This is a genomic window from Nevskia sp. (assembly GCF_023266035.1).
Taxonomy (GTDB): Bacteria; Pseudomonadota; Gammaproteobacteria; order Nevskiales; family Nevskiaceae; genus Nevskia.
Genome location: NZ_JAHFRY010000007.1, coordinates 27,583 through 43,721 on the forward strand (window position 1 = coordinate 27,583; position 16,139 = coordinate 43,721).

Consider the following 16,139-nt stretch of genomic DNA (forward strand, 5'->3'; position numbering starts at 1 on the left):
TAATTCGTTACGAGTTTTACCAAAAGTTACGGCTTTTACTAATAAAGACCACATGCGTTCAGGATTCGATGTCCAACTATTCCACAGTTACAGACTTCGCCAAATTCCGCGGCTGATCAACATCCGTCCCACGCAGCAGGGCCACGTGATACGCCAGCAGCTGCAGCGGAATCGTGTAGAGGATCGGCGCCTGCAGTGGCGTGATGTGCTCGGGCATGGTGATGACTTCGATACCTTCGCTGGCGGTGAAGCCGGATTCGGGATCGGCGAAGACGTAGAGCTTGCCGCCGCGGGCGCGGACTTCTTCGAGGTTCGATTTGAGCTTTTCGAGCAATGCATTATTCGGCGCGACAGCGATCACCGGCATGTCGTGATCGACCAGGGCCAGGGGGCCGTGCTTGAGTTCGCCGGCGGGATAAGCCTCGGCGTGGATGTAGGAGATTTCCTTCAGCTTCAGCGCGCCTTCGAGGGCGACCGGCCAGGTGGGGCCGCGGCCCAGGAACAGCGCGTGGCGCTTGTCGGCGAAGTGTTTGGCCAGTTCCTTGATCTGCGGTTCGAGCTTCAGGGTGCGTTCGATCATTTCCGGCACGTGGGCGATCTGGCGCACGTACTGCGCCTCCACCGCGGCGCTCATGCCGTTGTGACGCGCCAGTGCCACGCCGAGGATGCCGAGCGCGGCGAGCTGGGTAGTGAAGGCCTTGGTCGAGGCGACCCCGATTTCCGGGCCGGCGCGGGTCATCAGCACCAGATCGGCTTCGCGCACCAATGAGGATTCCGGCACGTTGCAGATGGCGGCCGTGGCCAGATAGCCGAGCTTCTTCGCTTCCCGGAGTGCGGCCAGCGTGTCCGCCGTTTCACCGCTCTGGGAGATGGCGAGGAACAGCGTGTCCTTCGGCACGACAGGATTGCGGTAGCGATATTCGCTGGCCACTTCGACGGTGCACGGCAGTTCCGCGCCCTGTTCGATGTAGTAACGGGCGATCAGGCCGGCGTGGTAACTCGTGCCGCAGGCGACGATGTGGACGTTGCGCACTTTCGGCAGCAGCGCTTCGGCGTGCGGGCCGAGCGCGGCGACCAGCACGCGCTTGCCACTGATCCGTTCCGACAGCGTGTCGGCCAGCGCGCGCGGCTGCTCGAAGATTTCCTTGAGCATGTAGTGCGCGTAGTCGCCACGCTCGACGGCATCGGCAGACAGGCTCGATTCACGCACCGCGCGCTGCACCTGCTGGCCGCGAGCATCGACGATGCTGACGCCGCTTTCGCGCACTTCGGCGACATCGCCTTCTTCGAGGAAGCTGAAGCTGCGGGTGACCGGCAGCAGTGCCTGCACGTCGGAGGCGACGTAGTTCTCGCCGTTACCGTAACCGACGACCACCGGGCAGCCGGCGCGGGCGGCGACGATGCAGTCCGGGTCCTTCGGCGAGATCACCACGATCGCGTAAGCGCCGTGCAGACGCTTGATTGCGGCTTGCACGGCCGCGCGCAGCGAACCGGTGGCTTTCAGTTCTTCGGCCACCAGATGGGCGACGACTTCGGTATCGGTCTCACTGGTGAACGGATAGCCCTTGGCGCGCAGCTCGTCGCGCAGCTCATCGTGGTTTTCGATGATGCCGTTGTGGACCAGGGCCACCGAATCGCCAGAGAAATGCGGATGGGCGTTGCGCTCGCTGGGCACGCCGTGGGTCGCCCAGCGGGTGTGGGCGATGCCGCGATGGCCGGCGATCGGATCGGCGGCGATGCCGTCGGCCAGCTTCTGCACCTTGCCTTGCGCGCGACGGCGATCGAGCGCGCCGCTGGTGGTGAGCAGGGCGACACCGGCGGAGTCGTAGCCCCGGTATTCGAGACGGCGCAGGCCGTCGATCAGCATCGGGGTGACATCACGCGCCGCAACAGCGCCGACGATTCCGCACATGGCATGGAGGATAAGGAGGTGCCCGCGCTATTGTATCGGCAGCGCTTCCCCTTCCCTTCGCAGCGGCCACCGCCCTGTTTTCCGGAGATGCCTTTTGAGCCTCCTGCTGGCTATCCTTTCATTGCTCGTGGTGGTGTTGTCCGCCGCGCTCGGCTGGGCGCTGCTGCGGCTACAGCGGCGCGTTGACGCGCTGCATTCGCAGATCGGCGAAGGCGCGTCGATGCCTCCGACACCGGCATCCGGCCGCGTGCGGCCGGTGATCAAGATCGAAATCCTCAATCCGTTCGAGCTGGCGGTGCGCGATACGCCGCTGGCCGGGCCGGCAGCCCGGCTGGCGCCGCGGATGATCGAACGCATCGTCTATTCGCGCGCGGCGATGCAGATCGCCGAGCAGCTGAAGGCGCAGGGCGTGGACGCGCAGGTGACCACCCATGGCGCCTGAGGCGACGACGGCCGGGCCCTTGTTCTGGGCGCTGCTGCTGGCGCTGGTGATCGCCATCGGCCTGCTGGTCACCGTCGGCCTGCGTACCTTGAAGCTCAAGCGGGAACTGCAGCGGCTGGAAGCGGATCTGCAGCGGGCGCTGGCCGATGGCCGCGAGCAGGCCGAACGTCTGGCGACGCTGGAGAATCTGCTGGAAGCCCAGGCGACGGCCGAGCAGGTGATCGCCGCCGGCAGTTCGGTGGTGCGCGAAGTGCACAAGGGCATCGCCGCGATTCCGTTCAACATCCTCGATTCGATTCCGGCAACGCGTGAGTCAGCCCGGCTGGTGCGCGGCGTGCACGATTCGATCACCGATGGCGTCTACGGCGCGCTGTCCGGCCTCAACCGGGCAGTGGGTCGGGAGATTCGCAAGGGGCTGCAGGACGCGGCCTCGAAGCAGCGTGGCGAACCCGGCAAGGCTGGCGTTGCGGTGGTGGTGCCTCCGCCTGCGATTCCGCCGCCGGGCAGCGACGACAGCCAGCGCTGAATCGAGGTCAGCCGTCGGCCATAAAAAAGCGCGAGACCGGCAAGCCGGCTCGCGCACGATCAGACAGAGACCGCCGTTGAACCCTCCGATGCGGTCAGATGGGGTCAGCTGACCTGGGAAGGTTCAGGGGGAAGGTCGAGTCTCTGTCGATGCAGGGAAGGATTCGGGTGCGGCTCAGGCCACAACGCCGAAAAAGTGCGGGTTCGGGGCGTAATCCACCGCGCATTCGCCGACGCTGCCCGGCAACTCCGGTGCGGCCCGCAGGCGGGCGCTGATGTTGTCGATCTGCATCAGCATCAGCCGCGCTTGCAGCGCGATGTGCTGCAGCGTGTTGCCATCGATCAGTACCCGGGCCATCCAGACACCGCTGCCGTCGTCGCGATGCATGCGGCGTAGTGCCCCATCCGGGCGCAGACCGTGTTCGACTAGCGTGCGGCTCAGCGGTTCGACGGCGTCGCTGCCTAGCGTGACTCGGTAGATGTCGTCAGCAATGAATGAACGAAGCATGGTGATGAATCCTTTCGGGAGCGGAGGCCCTTGGGGCCCGTATCGCGATGGCCAGAGTCTGGGCGGACAGGCGCAGACGTTTGTTGATGCACGTCGCAATACCCGGCAACGGATCGACGAAACTGGAGGAATCTGTTGGGTGCATCACAATCGGGGTTTCGAGGTGAACTGAGGCTTAATGCGCCTCGACGCGATCCGCGGCAGCAACTCCAGCCCTGCCCGTTCAGCCGCCGATACGGCTAAAGTTCGCCCTCCTCTAATCGGAGCTTCACCATGATCTGGACGCTTTTCATCGGCTTCGTCGTGGGCCTGGTCGCCCGTTTCCTGAAGCCCGGCAATGACGGCATGGGCATCATCCTGACCACGGTGCTGGGCATCGCCGGTTCGGCGGTCGCCAGCTACGGCGGCAAGGCGCTGGGCCTGTATCAGCCAGGCGAGCCGGCTGGCTTCGTGGGCGCGCTGGTCGGTGCCGTGCTGCTGCTGTTCGTGGTCGGCGCGATCCGCAAGCAGCGCTGACCGTCAGCAGTCGGGCGATGAACTTCCTCGCCCATCTCTGGCTGACCGAACGCGCCGGCCTGCCGCTGGCCGGTGCGGTGCTCGGTGATGTATTGCGCGGCCGGCTCGATGGCCGGCTGCCGCCGCAGCTGGAGCGTTCGATCGCGCTGCATCGGCGGATCGATGTGGTGACCGATGCCCATCCGCTGGTGGTACAGGCCAGAGCCGCTTTCGGCGGCGGCCAGCGCCGCTATGCCGGCATCGTCCTGGACATGCTCCACGACCACGCGATGGCACTGGCATGGCCTGCCATGGCAGAAGCGCTGGATGCATTTGCGCTGCGGGCCGCAAGAGCCGTGGCCGATCCTGGTGCCTGGCAACTGGCGGTCGATCGTCCGGCGCCGGATGCGCAGCGCTTCGCCGCACTGCTGCTTTCGTATCGCGAGGAAGCCGGGATCGACGAGTCTCTGGCCCGCATTTCAGCGCGGCTCAGCAAGCCGCAGTTGCTGCTCGATGCGGCCGCCGGATGGCGCGCCAGAATGCCGGCCGTTCGCGCCGAACATCCGATCTTGATGACCGATCTGGAAGCGGCAGCGCTGGCCTTCGCCGCTGGCCCTGCTCAGGGTGGCGCGGGCTGATCGATCAGTTCGACGATCAACGCCGAGCAGTACCGGTAATCGTTCCAGATCAGGAAATGATTGCCCTCCGGCAAGCGGATCACCCGCGTGTTCGGCTTCGGCAGGGTCTGCTCGGCGTACTCGGCGGTACGCGGGCTGACCAGGGTGTCCTTCATGCCCTGAACCACCACCAGCGGCATCGTCAGCCGCGCCCAATCGGGCTCGATGGCAGCCAATTCGCCCGCCAGCGGCATGATCTCGTCATTGGAGTTGAACAGGTCATCGTCGGCGAACAGGCGCTGCAGCCAGGTGCCTTTCAGCGACCGCGCCAGCCAGGTATCGGCCAGATGATTGAACCAGCGCGGATGCTCTAGCGCCGGCGAGATCGACGGCGCGAGCATCAGCACGCCAGCCACCTGATCCGGGTAATCCATCGCCATCTTCGCGGCGATCGGCCCGCCCAGTGAGTGGCCGACCAGCCAGGTCTTGTGGCCATCATTGCCGAGCAACGGCGCCAGCAAGCGCGATTGATCGGCCAGCGCCGGCACCATCTGGCCACTGCCGGAATTGCTGAAACCGGGACGGTCGACGGCGATCAGGGTGGCGCGTTCGCGCAGACGCGGATCGGCCAGATAGCGATGCCAGCCCTGCCAGTTGCCAGGCGTGCCGTGGATGAAGAGCACACGCTGCGGCCCGCCCGGCATCACCAGGTAATGGACGCTGCGACCTTCGACGAGATAGTCGTGCGCTTCGGGCTGCGGCCCATCGGGAAACAGCTGGGTCAGACGATCGTCGAAGCGCGGCGGCTTTGCAGGTTCTGCCGCGCCAGGGAGCTGCGAACAGGCGCTCATCGTGCCAATGATGAAAAGAGACTGAAGCACGGGACGCAGCCAACGGCGCAGACCGCGCCGCCAGCCGCTCAAGCCGCGCCCGCCTCCGCGAGCAGTTCGCTGATCCGGCGATCCTTCTGTGCCCAGAGATCGGCGATCCAGTTCTGGATGTGCTTGCGGAACAGCTTGTCGGTCTCGTAGCTGCCGACGTACATCTCGTGCGGAATGGTGATCTGGCGAACATCGACGATCACTTCCGGCACCCGGCAGCAGACGAAATCCCAGAAGCCCTTTGCGCCGCCTGGATAGACGATGGTGACGTCGAGCAGCGAATTGATGTTCTCGCCGAGCGCGCCGATGGTCAGTGCGAAACCACCCGCTTTCGGCTTCAGCAGATGGGTGTACGGCGACTTGGTTTCGGCCTGCTTGGTCTTGCTGAAGCGGGTGCCTTCAAGGAAATTCAGCACCGTCACCGGAATGTTCTGGTAGCGCTCGCAAGCTTTTTTGGTGGTCTCGAAATCCTTGCCGCGCAGTTCCGGATGCTTGGCCAGATACTTCGACGAATAGCGCTTCATGAACGGATAGTCGAGCGCCCACCAGCACAGGCCGAGCACCGGCACCCAGATCAGTTCCTGCTTCATGAAGAACTTGAAGACCGGCGCGCGCCGATCGAAAGCCTCCATCAGCACGTAGATGTCGTTCCAGGTCTGGTGATTGGAGCTGACCAGGTACTGGCCCTTCATGTCGAGCTTGTCGACACCGCGGATGGTCCAGCGCGTCGGCAGCAGCGCATCGCCGAGCAGGGTGTTGACGGTGGCCCAGTGCTGGCCGCTGGCGGCAGCGGCGCGTGACAGCAGATCGCTGAGGCTGCGGATCGGCGAAATCAGTTTCAGCAGCGCGAAGATCAGCAGTGGCGTGGCCCAGAACAGCGTATTGACGGCCAGCAGCACCATCATGATCACGCCCGACAGCCAGCCCGGCAGGAAACGCAGCATCTAGGAAAACTCCTTGTGGGTGCCGCAGGTGATAAAGCTTATGGGGCCGGAACGGGCTCAGCGGGCGCTGGCTCGATCGGCGCAGCTGCCGCAGGGGCAAGCTCGGCCGGAGCGGCTGGAGCAGGCTCCGCCACTGCAGGAGGCGCCGAGGGAGCAGCAACCGGAGCAGCCGCAGCCGGCACCGCAACGGCAGGCGCTCCCGGAACCGGCGGCAGGTATCGCGCACGGCGCTTGCCGGACGGATCGATGACGCTGACCCGGTCGTAGTTGCCCAGTGGCAGCTTGACCAGCACGCAGGGGCTGGTCGGCCCATCGCTGCGCACTTCGCCAGTCTTCGGGCTCAGGAAACTCGTCGTCAGGCGCAGGTCGTGGCCTTGCTGGTAGGCGCGGCGGCTGATCAACAAGCCATAACCGCCAGTGGCGCGAGCACCGTGCTCGACGACCGCGAACGGGCCCGATGGCAGAGCGCCGCCCGGCGCGGCCGCGATCAGATCGATGCCGCGGGCGCTCTGCCAACTGCTCAGCGCGGCTTCATCGGCCAGCAGGGTGACGACGGCCGCATCACCGCTTCCGCCGCAGGAAACAAGGCGGCGAATCTCGCTGACTTCGACGTTATCGTCGGCGCCCGGCAGCCGGTCCAGCCCCGGAATCGGCAGGCTGGCGCAGCCCGCCATCAGCACCGCAGCCACCGCTGCGAGCGGTGCGGCGAGGTGATGGAAACGGGAAGCGAAACCTGGGCTCATGGCGGTTCATGTCTGTGTTCAGGCGACAGCGGCTGCGGTCGCGCCTTCGTAGTTTGGCACGCTGCGCGCGAGCGCCGCATCCTGAAGGATCAGGTCGGCGGCCCGTTCGGCGATCATCGTCGTCGGTGCATTGGTGTTGCCGCCGATCAGGGTCGGCATGATCGAGGCATCGACCACGCGCAGTCCGGTCAACCCGTGGACGCGCAGACGCGGGTCGACCACGGCCATCGCATCGCGGCCCATCTTGCAGGTTCCGATCGGGTGGTAGACGGTCTCGGACTTGGCGCGGATATAGGCGCGGATGTCGTCATCGCTCTGCACCGAGCGGCCCGGTTCCAGCTCGTCGACCGCGTGCCTGGCGATCGCCGGCTGGGCCAGCAGTTCACGCGCCTTCCTGAAGCCTTCGACCAGGGCCTGCAGGTCGCGCTCGGTGGCCAGATAGTTGGCGTCGATCAAGGGCGCGGACATCGGATCGCCATCACGCAACGTCAGCCGGCCCCGGCTTTCCGGACGCAGGAAACAGGTCATCAAGGTGTAGGCGTAATGGCGGAACAGCGGCGCCAGGTTCTGGCCGTGATTGGCGTAGACGAAGGGCACCAGATGCCATTGCAGATCCGGCACCGTCTGCTCGGCATTGCTGCGGATGAAGCCGCCAGCCTGTGCGAAGTTCGAGGTCAACTCACCACGCCGGCCGAACAGATAGCGGATCAGGCCCCAGGCGCCTTTCAGCAGACCCAGCGGCCGCAGGCTGATCGAATGCCGCGTGCGCTCGCGCATCGTGATGTGGATGTCGAGATGGTCCTGCAGGTTCTCGCCGACACCCGGCAGTTCATGGACCTGCGGAATGGCGTGCCGGGCCAGCTCCGCTTTCGGGCCGACACCGGACAGCAGCAGCACCTGCGGCGAGCCGATGGCACCGGCGCTGAGGATCACTTCCTGGCTGGCGCGCACATCGTGGATACGGCCACCGCTCAGATAGCGCACGCCAACCGCGCGCTTGCCTTCGAACAGCACGCGCGCGACGTGGGCGCGGGCGATCACGGTCAGATTGGCGCGGCCCTTCACCGGATCGAGAAAGCCGCGCGCATTGCTGCAGCGCTGACCGTTCTTCTGCATCGTGTGGTAGTAGCCGACCCCTTCCTGCTGCGCGCCGTTGAAGTCATCGGTGACTGCGTGCCCGGCTTCACGGCCGGCGGCGACGAAGGCCTTCATCAGCGGATTCAGGTAGCGCGGCTCGGCGACGTTCAGCGGTCCGCCGCTGCCGTGGTACGAGCGGCCGTCATCGACCTTGTCGATCGCTTCGAAATTCTCCATGCGCCGGAAGTACGGCAGCACGTCCTTGTACGACCAGCCCTCGTTGCCCAGGCTGGCCCAATGGTCGTAATCCCAAGCGTGGCCGCGGACGTAGCACATGGCGTTGATCGATGACGAGCCGCCCAAGGTGCGGCCGCGCGGCCAGTACATCTGCCGGTTGCCGCAATGCGCTTGCGGCGCGGTCCAGTAATTCCAGTTGAGGATCTTCGAGCGCACCACCGGGATGATGCCGGCCGGCATGTGGATGAACGGGCTGGAATCCGCCGGGCCGGCTTCGATCAGGCAGACCTGCCACTTGCCGCTGGCGCTCAAGCGATTGGCCAGCACGCAACCGGCCGAGCCGCCGCCGGCAATGATGAAATCGAAAATTTTCTGGTCACTCATGGCTTCATCGTCCTTGGTCTGTTCATCGCGACTCGTAGTGCCGCTGATGAATTCCGCGCAATCGTAATCGCGCATACCGTTCGCCTTGGCGAACGAATAGAACGATCAGTCTATTGCCTGATCCGGCTGGCGTCACGCCATGTAACGTCGATTGTCCAGTGCTAGCTTATGGGTCATGAACGCTCTCAATTCTCCGCAGACAGCCGAGGCCAGCGCACGCCGTGTCGATGTCCCGCTAAACCTGGACACGGTGCTGTCGACTTTGATCGCCGATGGCCTCTGCACGCCGGCCGCGGCGCAGGCGCTGCTCGCCAAGCCGCTGCTGCGCGGTGAGCATCGGCATCCGCTGGTTCGAGTCGCGGCCTGCGACTGGGACAACCCGACGCAGCCGGGCCGCAAACTGACCTTGGAAGCCTTGATGCAATGGCTCGCCGGCCGCGCCGGCCTGCCCTATCTGCGCATCGATCCGCTGGGCATCGAAGTCGCGCGGATCACCACGGTGATGCCGTACGCCTATGCGTCGCGGCTGAAGATCCTGCCGATCAAGGTGCAAGGCAGCGAGGTGACGATCGCCACCAGCGAGCCTTGGGTGTTCGATTGGGTCCACGATCTGAAGCAGGCGCTGAAGCTCGACATCAAGCGCGTGGTCGCCAATCCGATCGATATCGATCGCTATCTGGTCGAGTTCTACGCGCTGGCCCGCTCGGTGAAAGCCAGCGGCGAGGAGCGCGCCAAGCTAGTCAGCTTCGGCAGCGCGCGTTCGCTGGAACAGCTCACCGATCTCGGCCGCCGCGGCCAGCTGACCGCCGACGATTCACACGTCGTCAACATCGTCGACTGGCTGCTGCAATACGCCTTCGAATCACGCGCCAGCGACATCCATCTGGAGCCGCGGCGCGACAGCGGCAACGTGCGCTTCCGCATCGACGGCGTGCTCCACGAGGTCTACCAGATCCCGGCGCCGGTGATGGTTGCGGTGACCAGCCGGATCAAGATCCTCGGCCGCATGGATGTCGCCGAGAAGCGCAAGCCGCAGGACGGCCGGATCAAGACCCGCTCGCCGGATGGCAAGGAGATCGAACTGCGCTGTTCGAGCCTGCCGACTGCGTTCGGCGAAAAACTGGTGATGCGCATCTTCGATCCGGAAGTGCTGGTCAAGGACTTCCGCCAGCTCGGTTTCAACGAGGCCGAGGCCAAGGCCTGGGCGGCGATGATCGAACAGCCGAACGGCATCGTGCTGGTCACCGGCCCGACCGGCTCGGGCAAGACCACGACGCTGTACTCCTCGCTGAAGCAGCTGGCGACGCCGCAGGTCAACGTCTGCACCATCGAAGACCCGATCGAACTGGTCGATGGCAGCTTCAACCAGATGCAGGTGCAGCCGAACATCGAGCTGGGCTTTGCCGAAGGCATCCGCGCGCTGATGCGCCAGGACCCGGACATCATCATGGTCGGCGAAATCCGCGACCTGGAAACCGCCGAAATGGCGATCCAGGCGGCGCTCACCGGCCATCTGGTGCTGTCGACCCTGCACACCAACGACGCACCGAGCGCGATCAGCCGCCTGCTCGATCTGGGCGTGCCGGGTTATCTGATCAAGTCGACCCTGCTGGGCGTCGTCGCCCAACGCCTGGTGCGCAAGCTGTGTCCGCACTGCAAGCGTGCTGCGGTGATCGAGCCCGAGCGCTGGACCGAGATCAGCGGCGGCTGGCCGATTGACCGGCCAGCACAGATCTACGCGCCGGTGGGCTGCCTGGAATGCCGCGAGACCGGCTATCTGGGCCGGGTCGGCATCTACGAGATCATGCCGCTGTCGGCGACCCTGAACGCCGTGATCAGCGCGACCACCGATCTGCTGCTGCTGCGCCAGCAGGCGCTCAAGGACGGCATGATGCCGCTGCGCATCGCCGGCTGCGTGAAGCTGGCTGAAGGCGTGACCAGCGTCGAGGAAGTACTCGGTCTCGCGGCGTTCACGAAAGCTGCGTAGCGCCGCTGTTTTAACGCGATCGCCATCGGCCGTTCACGTTCGGCCGACATGATCTCCGGTTCATCCCCCCAACTGGAGAACCGACGATGAACCGAGCTTTGCGCAGATCGCTGTTTGCCGTGGCTGTTGCCGGCGTGCTGCAGGTCGAAACGGCTGCTGCCGCCGTGACCCTGCTGGGCACCGGCGCGATTTCCGGCACCGCTACCGACCAGTCCGGCCTGACCGGCGTGCTCGAAGACGGCGTCACCCTGAAGAACCAGATCGGCGGCTTCGGCTCAGCCTTCACCTACACCGGCCGCGGCCTGAGCTTCATCGCCACGCCGGATCGCGGCCCGGCCGATGGCAACAGCAGCTACATCGATCGCATCTATCGCATCGACATCGGCGTGCGCCAGATCGCGCCGTACGGCACCAACGCCTTCCAGTTCACGCCGGCAGTCACCCAGACCCTGCTGCTCAGCAATGAAGCCGGCCAGCCGCTGACCGGCAGCAACGCCGCGTTCGACGCCACCGGCTCGACCGACAGCCTGCGCTTCGACCCGGAAGGCATCCGCATCGACGCCTGCGGCACCAGCGCCTACGTCTCCGACGAATACGGCCCGTACCTCTACTCGTTCGATCTGGCCACCGGCAAGCGCACCGGCTCGGTGAAGCTGCCGGCCAAGCTGCTGATCGATGCCGCCTCGGCCACCCCGGCCAGCGAGCTGAGCAACAACGCGTTCGGCCGTCAGGCCAACCGCGGCATGGAAGGCCTGGCGATCAGCCCGGATGGCAGCAAGCTCTATGGCCTGATGCAGAACGCGCTGATCCAGGACGGCGCCCTGAGCCCGACCAATGCCCGCGTCAGCACCAACTCCCGCCTGGTCGAAATCACCCTGGCGACCGGCGCGCTGCGCGAGTTCTATTACCCGCTCGATGCCGTCAGCTACGGCCTGAACGAAATCCTGGCGATCAACGACCACGAGTTCCTGGTCATCGAGCGTGACGGCCGCGCCGGCGCTGCCGCGCAGTTCAAGCGCATCTTCAAGATCGACATCAACGGCGCCAGCGACATCCGCAACATCAAGTCGCTGCCGGCAACCGAGATTCCCGCTGGCGTGGTGCCGGTGACCAAGACGCCGTTCATCGATCTGCTCAGCCCGGCGTTTGGCCTGGCCGGCGCCAGCTTCCCGGAGAAGATCGAAGGCCTGGCCTTCGGCCCGACCCTGCCGAGCGGTCAGCGCACTTTGCTGGTGACCTCCGACAACGACTTCTTCGCCAACCAGAACTCGAACATCTTCGTGTTCGGTGTCGATGCCGCTGATCTGCCGGGCTATCAGCCGCAGCAGGTTCGCAGCTGCAAATAAGTTTCGAGCGGACATGAAAAACCCCGCTACGGCGGGGTTTTTCTTTGGCAGCGGGCGAGCAGCGCGCGGACTTGTTCGGTGGTGCTTATCAGGCCGTCCCTGGCGCGGCAGCATCCTCGTTCGTGTGACACCAGCCCGGCTATCCATGGCCCGGCGTGAAACAGCACAGCGAGCAGTGCTCGCTGTGCTGTTTCACCCAAATCGACCCGTGATGTAATCCTCGGTCTTCGACTGCTTCGGCTTGGTGAACACCTGGCTGGTTTCACCGAACTCGACCAGTTCGCCGAGATACATGAACGCGGTGAAGTCGGCTACGCGAGCCGCCTGCTGCATGTTGTGGGTGACGATGCAGATCGTGTAATCGCTCTTCAGCTGATAGATCAGCTCCTCGACCTTGGCGGTGGCGATCGGATCGAGCGCCGACGTCGGCTCGTCGAGCAGCAACACTTCCGGACGCACGGCGATCGAGCGGGCAATGCACAGGCGCTGCTGCTGGCCGCCGGAGAGACCAAGGCCGCTCTGGTTCAGCTTGTCCTTCACTTCGTCCCACAGCGCACCGCGCTTCAGCGCGGTTTCGACGCGATCGTCGAGCTCGGACTTCGGCACCTTTTCATACAGGCGGATGCCAAAGGCGATGTTGTCGTAGATCGACATCGGAAACGGCGTCGGCTTCTGGAAGACCATGCCGATGCGCGCGCGCAGCAGGTTCAGATCCTGTTTCGGGTCGAGCAGGTTCTTGCCTTCGAACAGGATTTCCCCTTCCGCCCGCTGCTTCGGGTAGAGGTCGTACATGCGGTTGAAGATGCGCAGCAGGGTCGACTTGCCACAGCCGGAAGGGCCGATCAGCGCAGTGACCTTCTTGTCGTAGATCGGCATCGAAATCGACTTCAGCGCCTTGTAGTCGCCGTAGTAGAAGTTGACGTCGCGCACCGACACCTTCTCGTTCATCGGCAGCTTGGGCGCATTGGTATCGCGCGGCGTCAGATACGGCCTCTGCGTCGAAATCGGAGCGGCGTTTGCTTCGGTCATGGCGTCAGTTCTTCTTCGTGTTCTGGGTCGACAGCGCGCGGGCACCGATATTCAGGATCAGTACCGTCATCGTGATCAGCAGCGCTGCCGTCCAGGCCAGCTGCTGCCACTCAGGATAGGGACTCAGTGCGAACTGGAAGATGACAACCGGCAGATTGGCCATCGGCGCATTCATGTCGGTGGACATGAACTGGTTGTTGAGAGCGGTGAACAGCAGCGGCGCGGTCTCGCCGGTAACGCGGGCGATGGCGAGCAGCACGCCAGTGACCATGCCGGCCTTGGCGGCCCGGTAGCAGACCTTGGAAATCACCAGCCAGCGCGGCGAGCCGAGCGCGGCGGCGGCTTCGCGCAGGCCATCCGGCACCAGCAGCAGCATGTCCTCGGTGGTCCGCACCACCACCGGCAGCACCAGCAGCGCCAGCGCGACACCGCCGGCCCAGGCCGAGAAGTGGCCCATGGTCACCACCATGACTTCATAGACGAACAGGCCGATGACGATCGACGGCGCCGACAGCAGGATGTCGTTGATGAAGCGGACGATCGTGGTCAGCCAGGTGTTGCGTCCGTACTCGGCCATGTAGGTGCCGGCGAGGATGCCGACCGGCGTGCCCAGCGCGGTGCCGAACAGAGTCATCACCACACTGCCGAAGATCGCATTGAGGATGCCGCCGGCACTGCCCGGCGGCGGCGTGTTCTCGGTGAACACCGCGAGATTGAGCCCCCCGACGCCGCGGTACACCAGGGTGCCGAGGATCAGCAGCAGCACGAACATGCCGGAGACCGCGGCTGCCCAGGACAGCACCATCAGCAGGCGGCTGACGAAGCGGCGACGGTTGTACATCGCCATGTTGAACGCGTGTGGCTGCATGGCGGCTTATCCGGCTTTCTGCTTGAGGCGATAGAGCATGAACCGTGCGATCGCCAGCACGATGAAGGTGATCACGAACAGCAGCAGGCCGAGCGCGATCAGGCTGGACGAATACAGCGCAGTCTCGGCTTCGGTGAACTCGTTGGCGATCGATGCGGAAATGGTCGTGCCGGGCGCCAGGATCGAACCGGAGATGCGATGGGCGTTGCCGATCACGAAGGTGACCGCCATCGTCTCGCCAAGCGCGCGGCCGAGGCCGAGCATGACGCCGCCGATGACACCCGTGCGGGTGAACGGCAGCACCACCTTGGTGACCACTTCCCAGGTCGTGCAGCCAAGGCCGTAGGCGGATTCCTTGAGCACCGGCGGTACCGTCTCGAAGACGTCACGAGTGACCGAGGTGATGTACGGCAGCACCATGATGCTGAGGATGATGCCGGCGGTGAACACACCGATGCCATAAGGCGGGCCGGCAAACATCGCGCCAAGGAACGGCACGCCGGCGAAGGCGGCGATGACCACCGGCTGCACGTGCGCCTGCAGGAACGGCGCCAGCACGAACAGGCCCCAGATGCCGTAGATGATCGAAGGGATGCCGGCCAGCAGTTCGATCGCCGTCGAGATGCTCCGCTTGAAACTGGGCGGGCAGAGTTCGGTGAGAAAGATTGCGATGCCGAGGCTGATCGGAATGCCGATCGCCATGGCGATGATCGAGGTGACGATGGTGCCGTAGATCGGCGCCAGCGCGCCGAACTCTTCCTTCACCGGGTTCCAGGTTTCAGTGCTCAGAAAGCCGGGACCGAAGGTCGAGAAGGCCAGCCACGAGCCTTTGAACAAGGTCACGATGACGCCGGCCAGCAGCAGCAGCACGGTAATGGCAGCGGCTCGCGTGCCGATGCGCAACGCCGCATCCCAGAGGGTATGGCGACGCATCGCAGACACGTCGATCGATTGCGCGGAGGCTCGCGATGCCACGGAGGCGACCTGGTTCACGGAGGATTCCGGCAGACTTTACACAAAGAAGGGAGACCGATTCACGCCGGTCTCCCTCGGGAACCCGAACAGCTCAGCGGTACAGCGGCTGGCCGGCGGCGTCCTTGATGTTGTCCTTCCAGGACTGCTTGACCAGCGCGATCACCGCTTCCGGCATCGGCACGTAATCAAGTGCCTTCGCCTCGGCCGCACCGTTGGTGAAGGTCCAGTCGAAGAACTTCAGCGCCGAAGCCAGATTGGCCGGCTTTTCCGGCTGCTTGTGCACCAGCACGAACACCGCACCGGTGATCGGCCAGCTGGCGTCGCCTTCGGCATTGGTCAGCACCACGCTCATGCCTGGGGCATTCGCCCAGTCGGCACTGGCGGCGGCGGACTGGAACGACTCGATGCCCGGTTCGACCACCTTGCCCGCCTTGTTGCTCATCCGCACATGCGACATCGCGTTCTGCTTGGCGTAGGCGTATTCGACGTAGCCGATCGAACCCGCGGTCTGCTTGACCACACCGGCGACGCCTTCGTTGCCCTTGGCGCCGATACCGGCCGGCCATTCGACCGCCGAATTGGCGCCGACCTTGCTCTTCCAGTTCTCATCGACCTTGGACAGATAGTCGGTGAACAGGAAGGTGGTGCCGGAACCGTCCGAACGATGGACGATGGCGATGTCGATCGCCGGCAGCTTGGCGTCCGGGTTCAACGCCTTGATCGCGGCGTCATCCCACTTCTTGATGTCGCCGACAAAGATCGACGCCAAGGTCTTGCCGTCCAGCGCCAGCTGGCCCGGAGTGATGCCTTCCAGGTTGACGACCGGGATCACGCCGCCGATCACCGCCGGGAACTGGATCAGGCCGGCTTCGTTCAGTTCATCGAGGCTCAAGGGCTTGTCGGAGGCGCCGAACGTCACCGTCTTCGCCTTGATCTGCTTGATGCCGCCACCGGAGCCGATCGACTGATAGTTCAGGCCGCTGCCGGTGGTCTTCTTGTAGGTATCGGCCCACTTCGAGGCGATCGGGTAGAAGAACGTCGATCCGGCGCCGGAGATGTCTTCGCCGGCCGCAGGCGGCGTGCTGGACTTGGAGCAGGCGGTGGCCAGCAAGCTGGCAGCAAGAACGCACAGCGAAGCTGCTTTGATGAATCTCAAGGGTGTCTCCTGG

At 64.8% G+C, this 16,139-nt stretch carries 16 protein-coding genes; 6 read left to right on the forward strand and 10 right to left on the reverse strand.

Going from position 1 to position 16,139, the window contains the following annotated elements:
- Window positions 1-76: 76 nt before the first annotated feature.
- Window positions 77-1,912 (reverse strand): glutamine--fructose-6-phosphate transaminase (isomerizing), encoded by a 1,836-nt coding sequence (glmS, locus tag Q0D45_RS01545; RefSeq protein ID WP_293387593.1) that lies wholly within the window; start codon window positions 1,910-1,912, stop codon window positions 77-79.
- Window positions 1,913-2,006: 94 nt separating this feature from the next.
- Here glmS and Q0D45_RS01550 point away from each other — a divergent pair, with 94 nt between their 5' ends.
- Both Q0D45_RS01550 and Q0D45_RS01555 read left to right on the forward strand, forming a co-directional pair.
- Complete coding sequence (locus Q0D45_RS01550) at window positions 2,007-2,354, forward strand: hypothetical protein (RefSeq protein ID WP_293387595.1); 348 nt, start codon at window positions 2,007-2,009, stop codon at window positions 2,352-2,354.
- Window positions 2,344-2,880 (forward strand): hypothetical protein, encoded by a 537-nt coding sequence (locus tag Q0D45_RS01555; RefSeq protein WP_293387597.1) that lies wholly within the window; start codon window positions 2,344-2,346, stop codon window positions 2,878-2,880. The genes Q0D45_RS01550 and Q0D45_RS01555 overlap by 11 nt, the downstream gene beginning before the upstream one ends.
- Window positions 2,881-3,054: 174 nt before the next feature.
- Here the strand turns inward: Q0D45_RS01555 and Q0D45_RS01560 are convergent, their stop codons facing one another.
- On the reverse strand, window positions 3,055-3,387 hold the full coding sequence (locus tag Q0D45_RS01560) for a hypothetical protein (protein WP_293387599.1): 333 nt from the start codon (window positions 3,385-3,387) through the stop codon (window positions 3,055-3,057).
- A gap of 273 nt (window positions 3,388-3,660) precedes the next feature.
- On the opposite strand from Q0D45_RS01560, the gene Q0D45_RS01565 reads away from it, so the two are divergent.
- Both Q0D45_RS01565 and Q0D45_RS01570 read left to right on the forward strand, forming a co-directional pair.
- Window positions 3,661-3,903 carry a GlsB/YeaQ/YmgE family stress response membrane protein gene (locus Q0D45_RS01565; RefSeq protein ID WP_293387601.1) on the forward strand — a complete coding sequence of 81 codons (243 nt, stop codon included), beginning with the start codon at window positions 3,661-3,663 and terminating at the stop codon, window positions 3,901-3,903.
- 17 nt (window positions 3,904-3,920) lie between these two features.
- Window positions 3,921-4,520, forward strand: a complete 600-nt coding sequence (locus Q0D45_RS01570; protein WP_293387603.1) for an ACP phosphodiesterase — start codon at window positions 3,921-3,923, stop codon at window positions 4,518-4,520.
- Here the strand turns inward: Q0D45_RS01570 and Q0D45_RS01575 are convergent.
- The 4 genes from Q0D45_RS01575 to Q0D45_RS01590 form a co-directional block, all read right to left on the reverse strand.
- Entirely contained in the window at window positions 4,502-5,350 is an 849-nt protein-coding gene (locus Q0D45_RS01575) for an alpha/beta hydrolase (protein ID WP_293387605.1), read from the reverse strand. The two genes, Q0D45_RS01570 and Q0D45_RS01575, sit on opposite strands and share 19 nt — an antisense overlap.
- Before the next feature lie 68 nt (window positions 5,351-5,418).
- The gene (locus Q0D45_RS01580) at window positions 5,419-6,312 is read right to left on the reverse strand and encodes an acyltransferase (RefSeq protein ID WP_366946303.1); all 894 of its coding nucleotides are present in this window, start codon (window positions 6,310-6,312) and stop codon (window positions 5,419-5,421) included.
- 50 nt (window positions 6,313-6,362) lie between these two features.
- Window positions 6,363-7,067 (reverse strand): protease complex subunit PrcB family protein, encoded by a 705-nt coding sequence (locus Q0D45_RS01585; protein WP_293387609.1) that lies wholly within the window; start codon window positions 7,065-7,067, stop codon window positions 6,363-6,365.
- A gap of 18 nt (window positions 7,068-7,085) precedes the next feature.
- Window positions 7,086-8,765 carry a choline dehydrogenase gene (locus tag Q0D45_RS01590; protein WP_293387611.1) on the reverse strand — a complete coding sequence of 560 codons (1,680 nt, stop codon included), beginning with the start codon at window positions 8,763-8,765 and terminating at the stop codon, window positions 7,086-7,088.
- A gap of 175 nt (window positions 8,766-8,940) precedes the next feature.
- Between Q0D45_RS01590 and Q0D45_RS01595 the strand changes: the two genes are divergently transcribed.
- On the forward strand, window positions 8,941-10,752 hold the full coding sequence (locus Q0D45_RS01595) for a GspE/PulE family protein (protein WP_293387613.1): 1,812 nt from the start codon (window positions 8,941-8,943) through the stop codon (window positions 10,750-10,752).
- Window positions 10,753-10,838: 86 nt separating this feature from the next.
- Window positions 10,839-12,098 (forward strand): esterase-like activity of phytase family protein, encoded by a 1,260-nt coding sequence (locus Q0D45_RS01600; RefSeq protein ID WP_293387615.1) that lies wholly within the window; start codon window positions 10,839-10,841, stop codon window positions 12,096-12,098.
- A 192-nt stretch (window positions 12,099-12,290) separates the two neighbouring features.
- On the opposite strand, the gene pstB is transcribed toward Q0D45_RS01600, so the two are convergent.
- The 4 genes from pstB to pstS form a co-directional block, all read right to left on the reverse strand.
- Window positions 12,291-13,082: a phosphate ABC transporter ATP-binding protein PstB gene (pstB, locus tag Q0D45_RS01605; protein ID WP_366946304.1), complete on the reverse strand. Its 792-nt coding sequence runs from the start codon at window positions 13,080-13,082 to the stop codon at window positions 12,291-12,293.
- 49 nt (window positions 13,083-13,131) lie between these two features.
- On the reverse strand, window positions 13,132-13,974 hold the full coding sequence (pstA, locus tag Q0D45_RS01610) for a phosphate ABC transporter permease PstA (protein ID WP_366946305.1): 843 nt from the start codon (window positions 13,972-13,974) through the stop codon (window positions 13,132-13,134).
- A 27-nt stretch (window positions 13,975-14,001) separates the two neighbouring features.
- Complete coding sequence (gene pstC / locus Q0D45_RS01615; RefSeq protein WP_293387621.1) at window positions 14,002-14,928, reverse strand: phosphate ABC transporter permease subunit PstC; 927 nt, start codon at window positions 14,926-14,928, stop codon at window positions 14,002-14,004.
- A gap of 133 nt (window positions 14,929-15,061) precedes the next feature.
- Window positions 15,062-16,126 carry a phosphate ABC transporter substrate-binding protein PstS gene (gene pstS / locus Q0D45_RS01620; RefSeq protein WP_293387623.1) on the reverse strand — a complete coding sequence of 355 codons (1,065 nt, stop codon included), beginning with the start codon at window positions 16,124-16,126 and terminating at the stop codon, window positions 15,062-15,064.
- Window positions 16,127-16,139: the final 13 nt, after the last annotated feature.

Bases quoted from the DNA above. Each gene is read 5' to 3' on its own strand.
- Q0D45_RS01590 (WP_293387611.1), bottom strand. From the start codon at position 8,765: ATGAGTGACCAGAAAATTTTCGATTTCATCATTGCCGGCGGCGGCTCG.
- Q0D45_RS01600 (WP_293387615.1), top strand. From the start codon at position 10,839: ATGAACCGAGCTTTGCGCAGATCGCTGTTTGCCGTGGCTGTTGCCGGC.
- Q0D45_RS01575 (WP_293387605.1), bottom strand. From the start codon at position 5,350: ATGAGCGCCTGTTCGCAGCTCCCTGGCGCGGCAGAACCTGCAAAGCCG.
- pstA (WP_366946305.1), bottom strand. From the start codon at position 13,974: ATGGCGATGTACAACCGTCGCCGCTTCGTCAGCCGCCTGCTGATGGTG.
- Q0D45_RS01565 (WP_293387601.1), top strand. From the start codon at position 3,661: ATGATCTGGACGCTTTTCATCGGCTTCGTCGTGGGCCTGGTCGCCCGT.
- glmS (WP_293387593.1), bottom strand. From the start codon at position 1,912: ATGTGCGGAATCGTCGGCGCTGTTGCGGCGCGTGATGTCACCCCGATG.
- pstC (WP_293387621.1), bottom strand. From the start codon at position 14,928: ATGCGTCGCCATACCCTCTGGGATGCGGCGTTGCGCATCGGCACGCGA.
- Q0D45_RS01555 (WP_293387597.1), top strand. From the start codon at position 2,344: ATGGCGCCTGAGGCGACGACGGCCGGGCCCTTGTTCTGGGCGCTGCTG.
- Q0D45_RS01570 (WP_293387603.1), top strand. From the start codon at position 3,921: ATGAACTTCCTCGCCCATCTCTGGCTGACCGAACGCGCCGGCCTGCCG.
- Q0D45_RS01585 (WP_293387609.1), bottom strand. From the start codon at position 7,067: ATGAGCCCAGGTTTCGCTTCCCGTTTCCATCACCTCGCCGCACCGCTC.
- Q0D45_RS01595 (WP_293387613.1), top strand. From the start codon at position 8,941: ATGAACGCTCTCAATTCTCCGCAGACAGCCGAGGCCAGCGCACGCCGT.
- Q0D45_RS01560 (WP_293387599.1), bottom strand. From the start codon at position 3,387: ATGCTTCGTTCATTCATTGCTGACGACATCTACCGAGTCACGCTAGGC.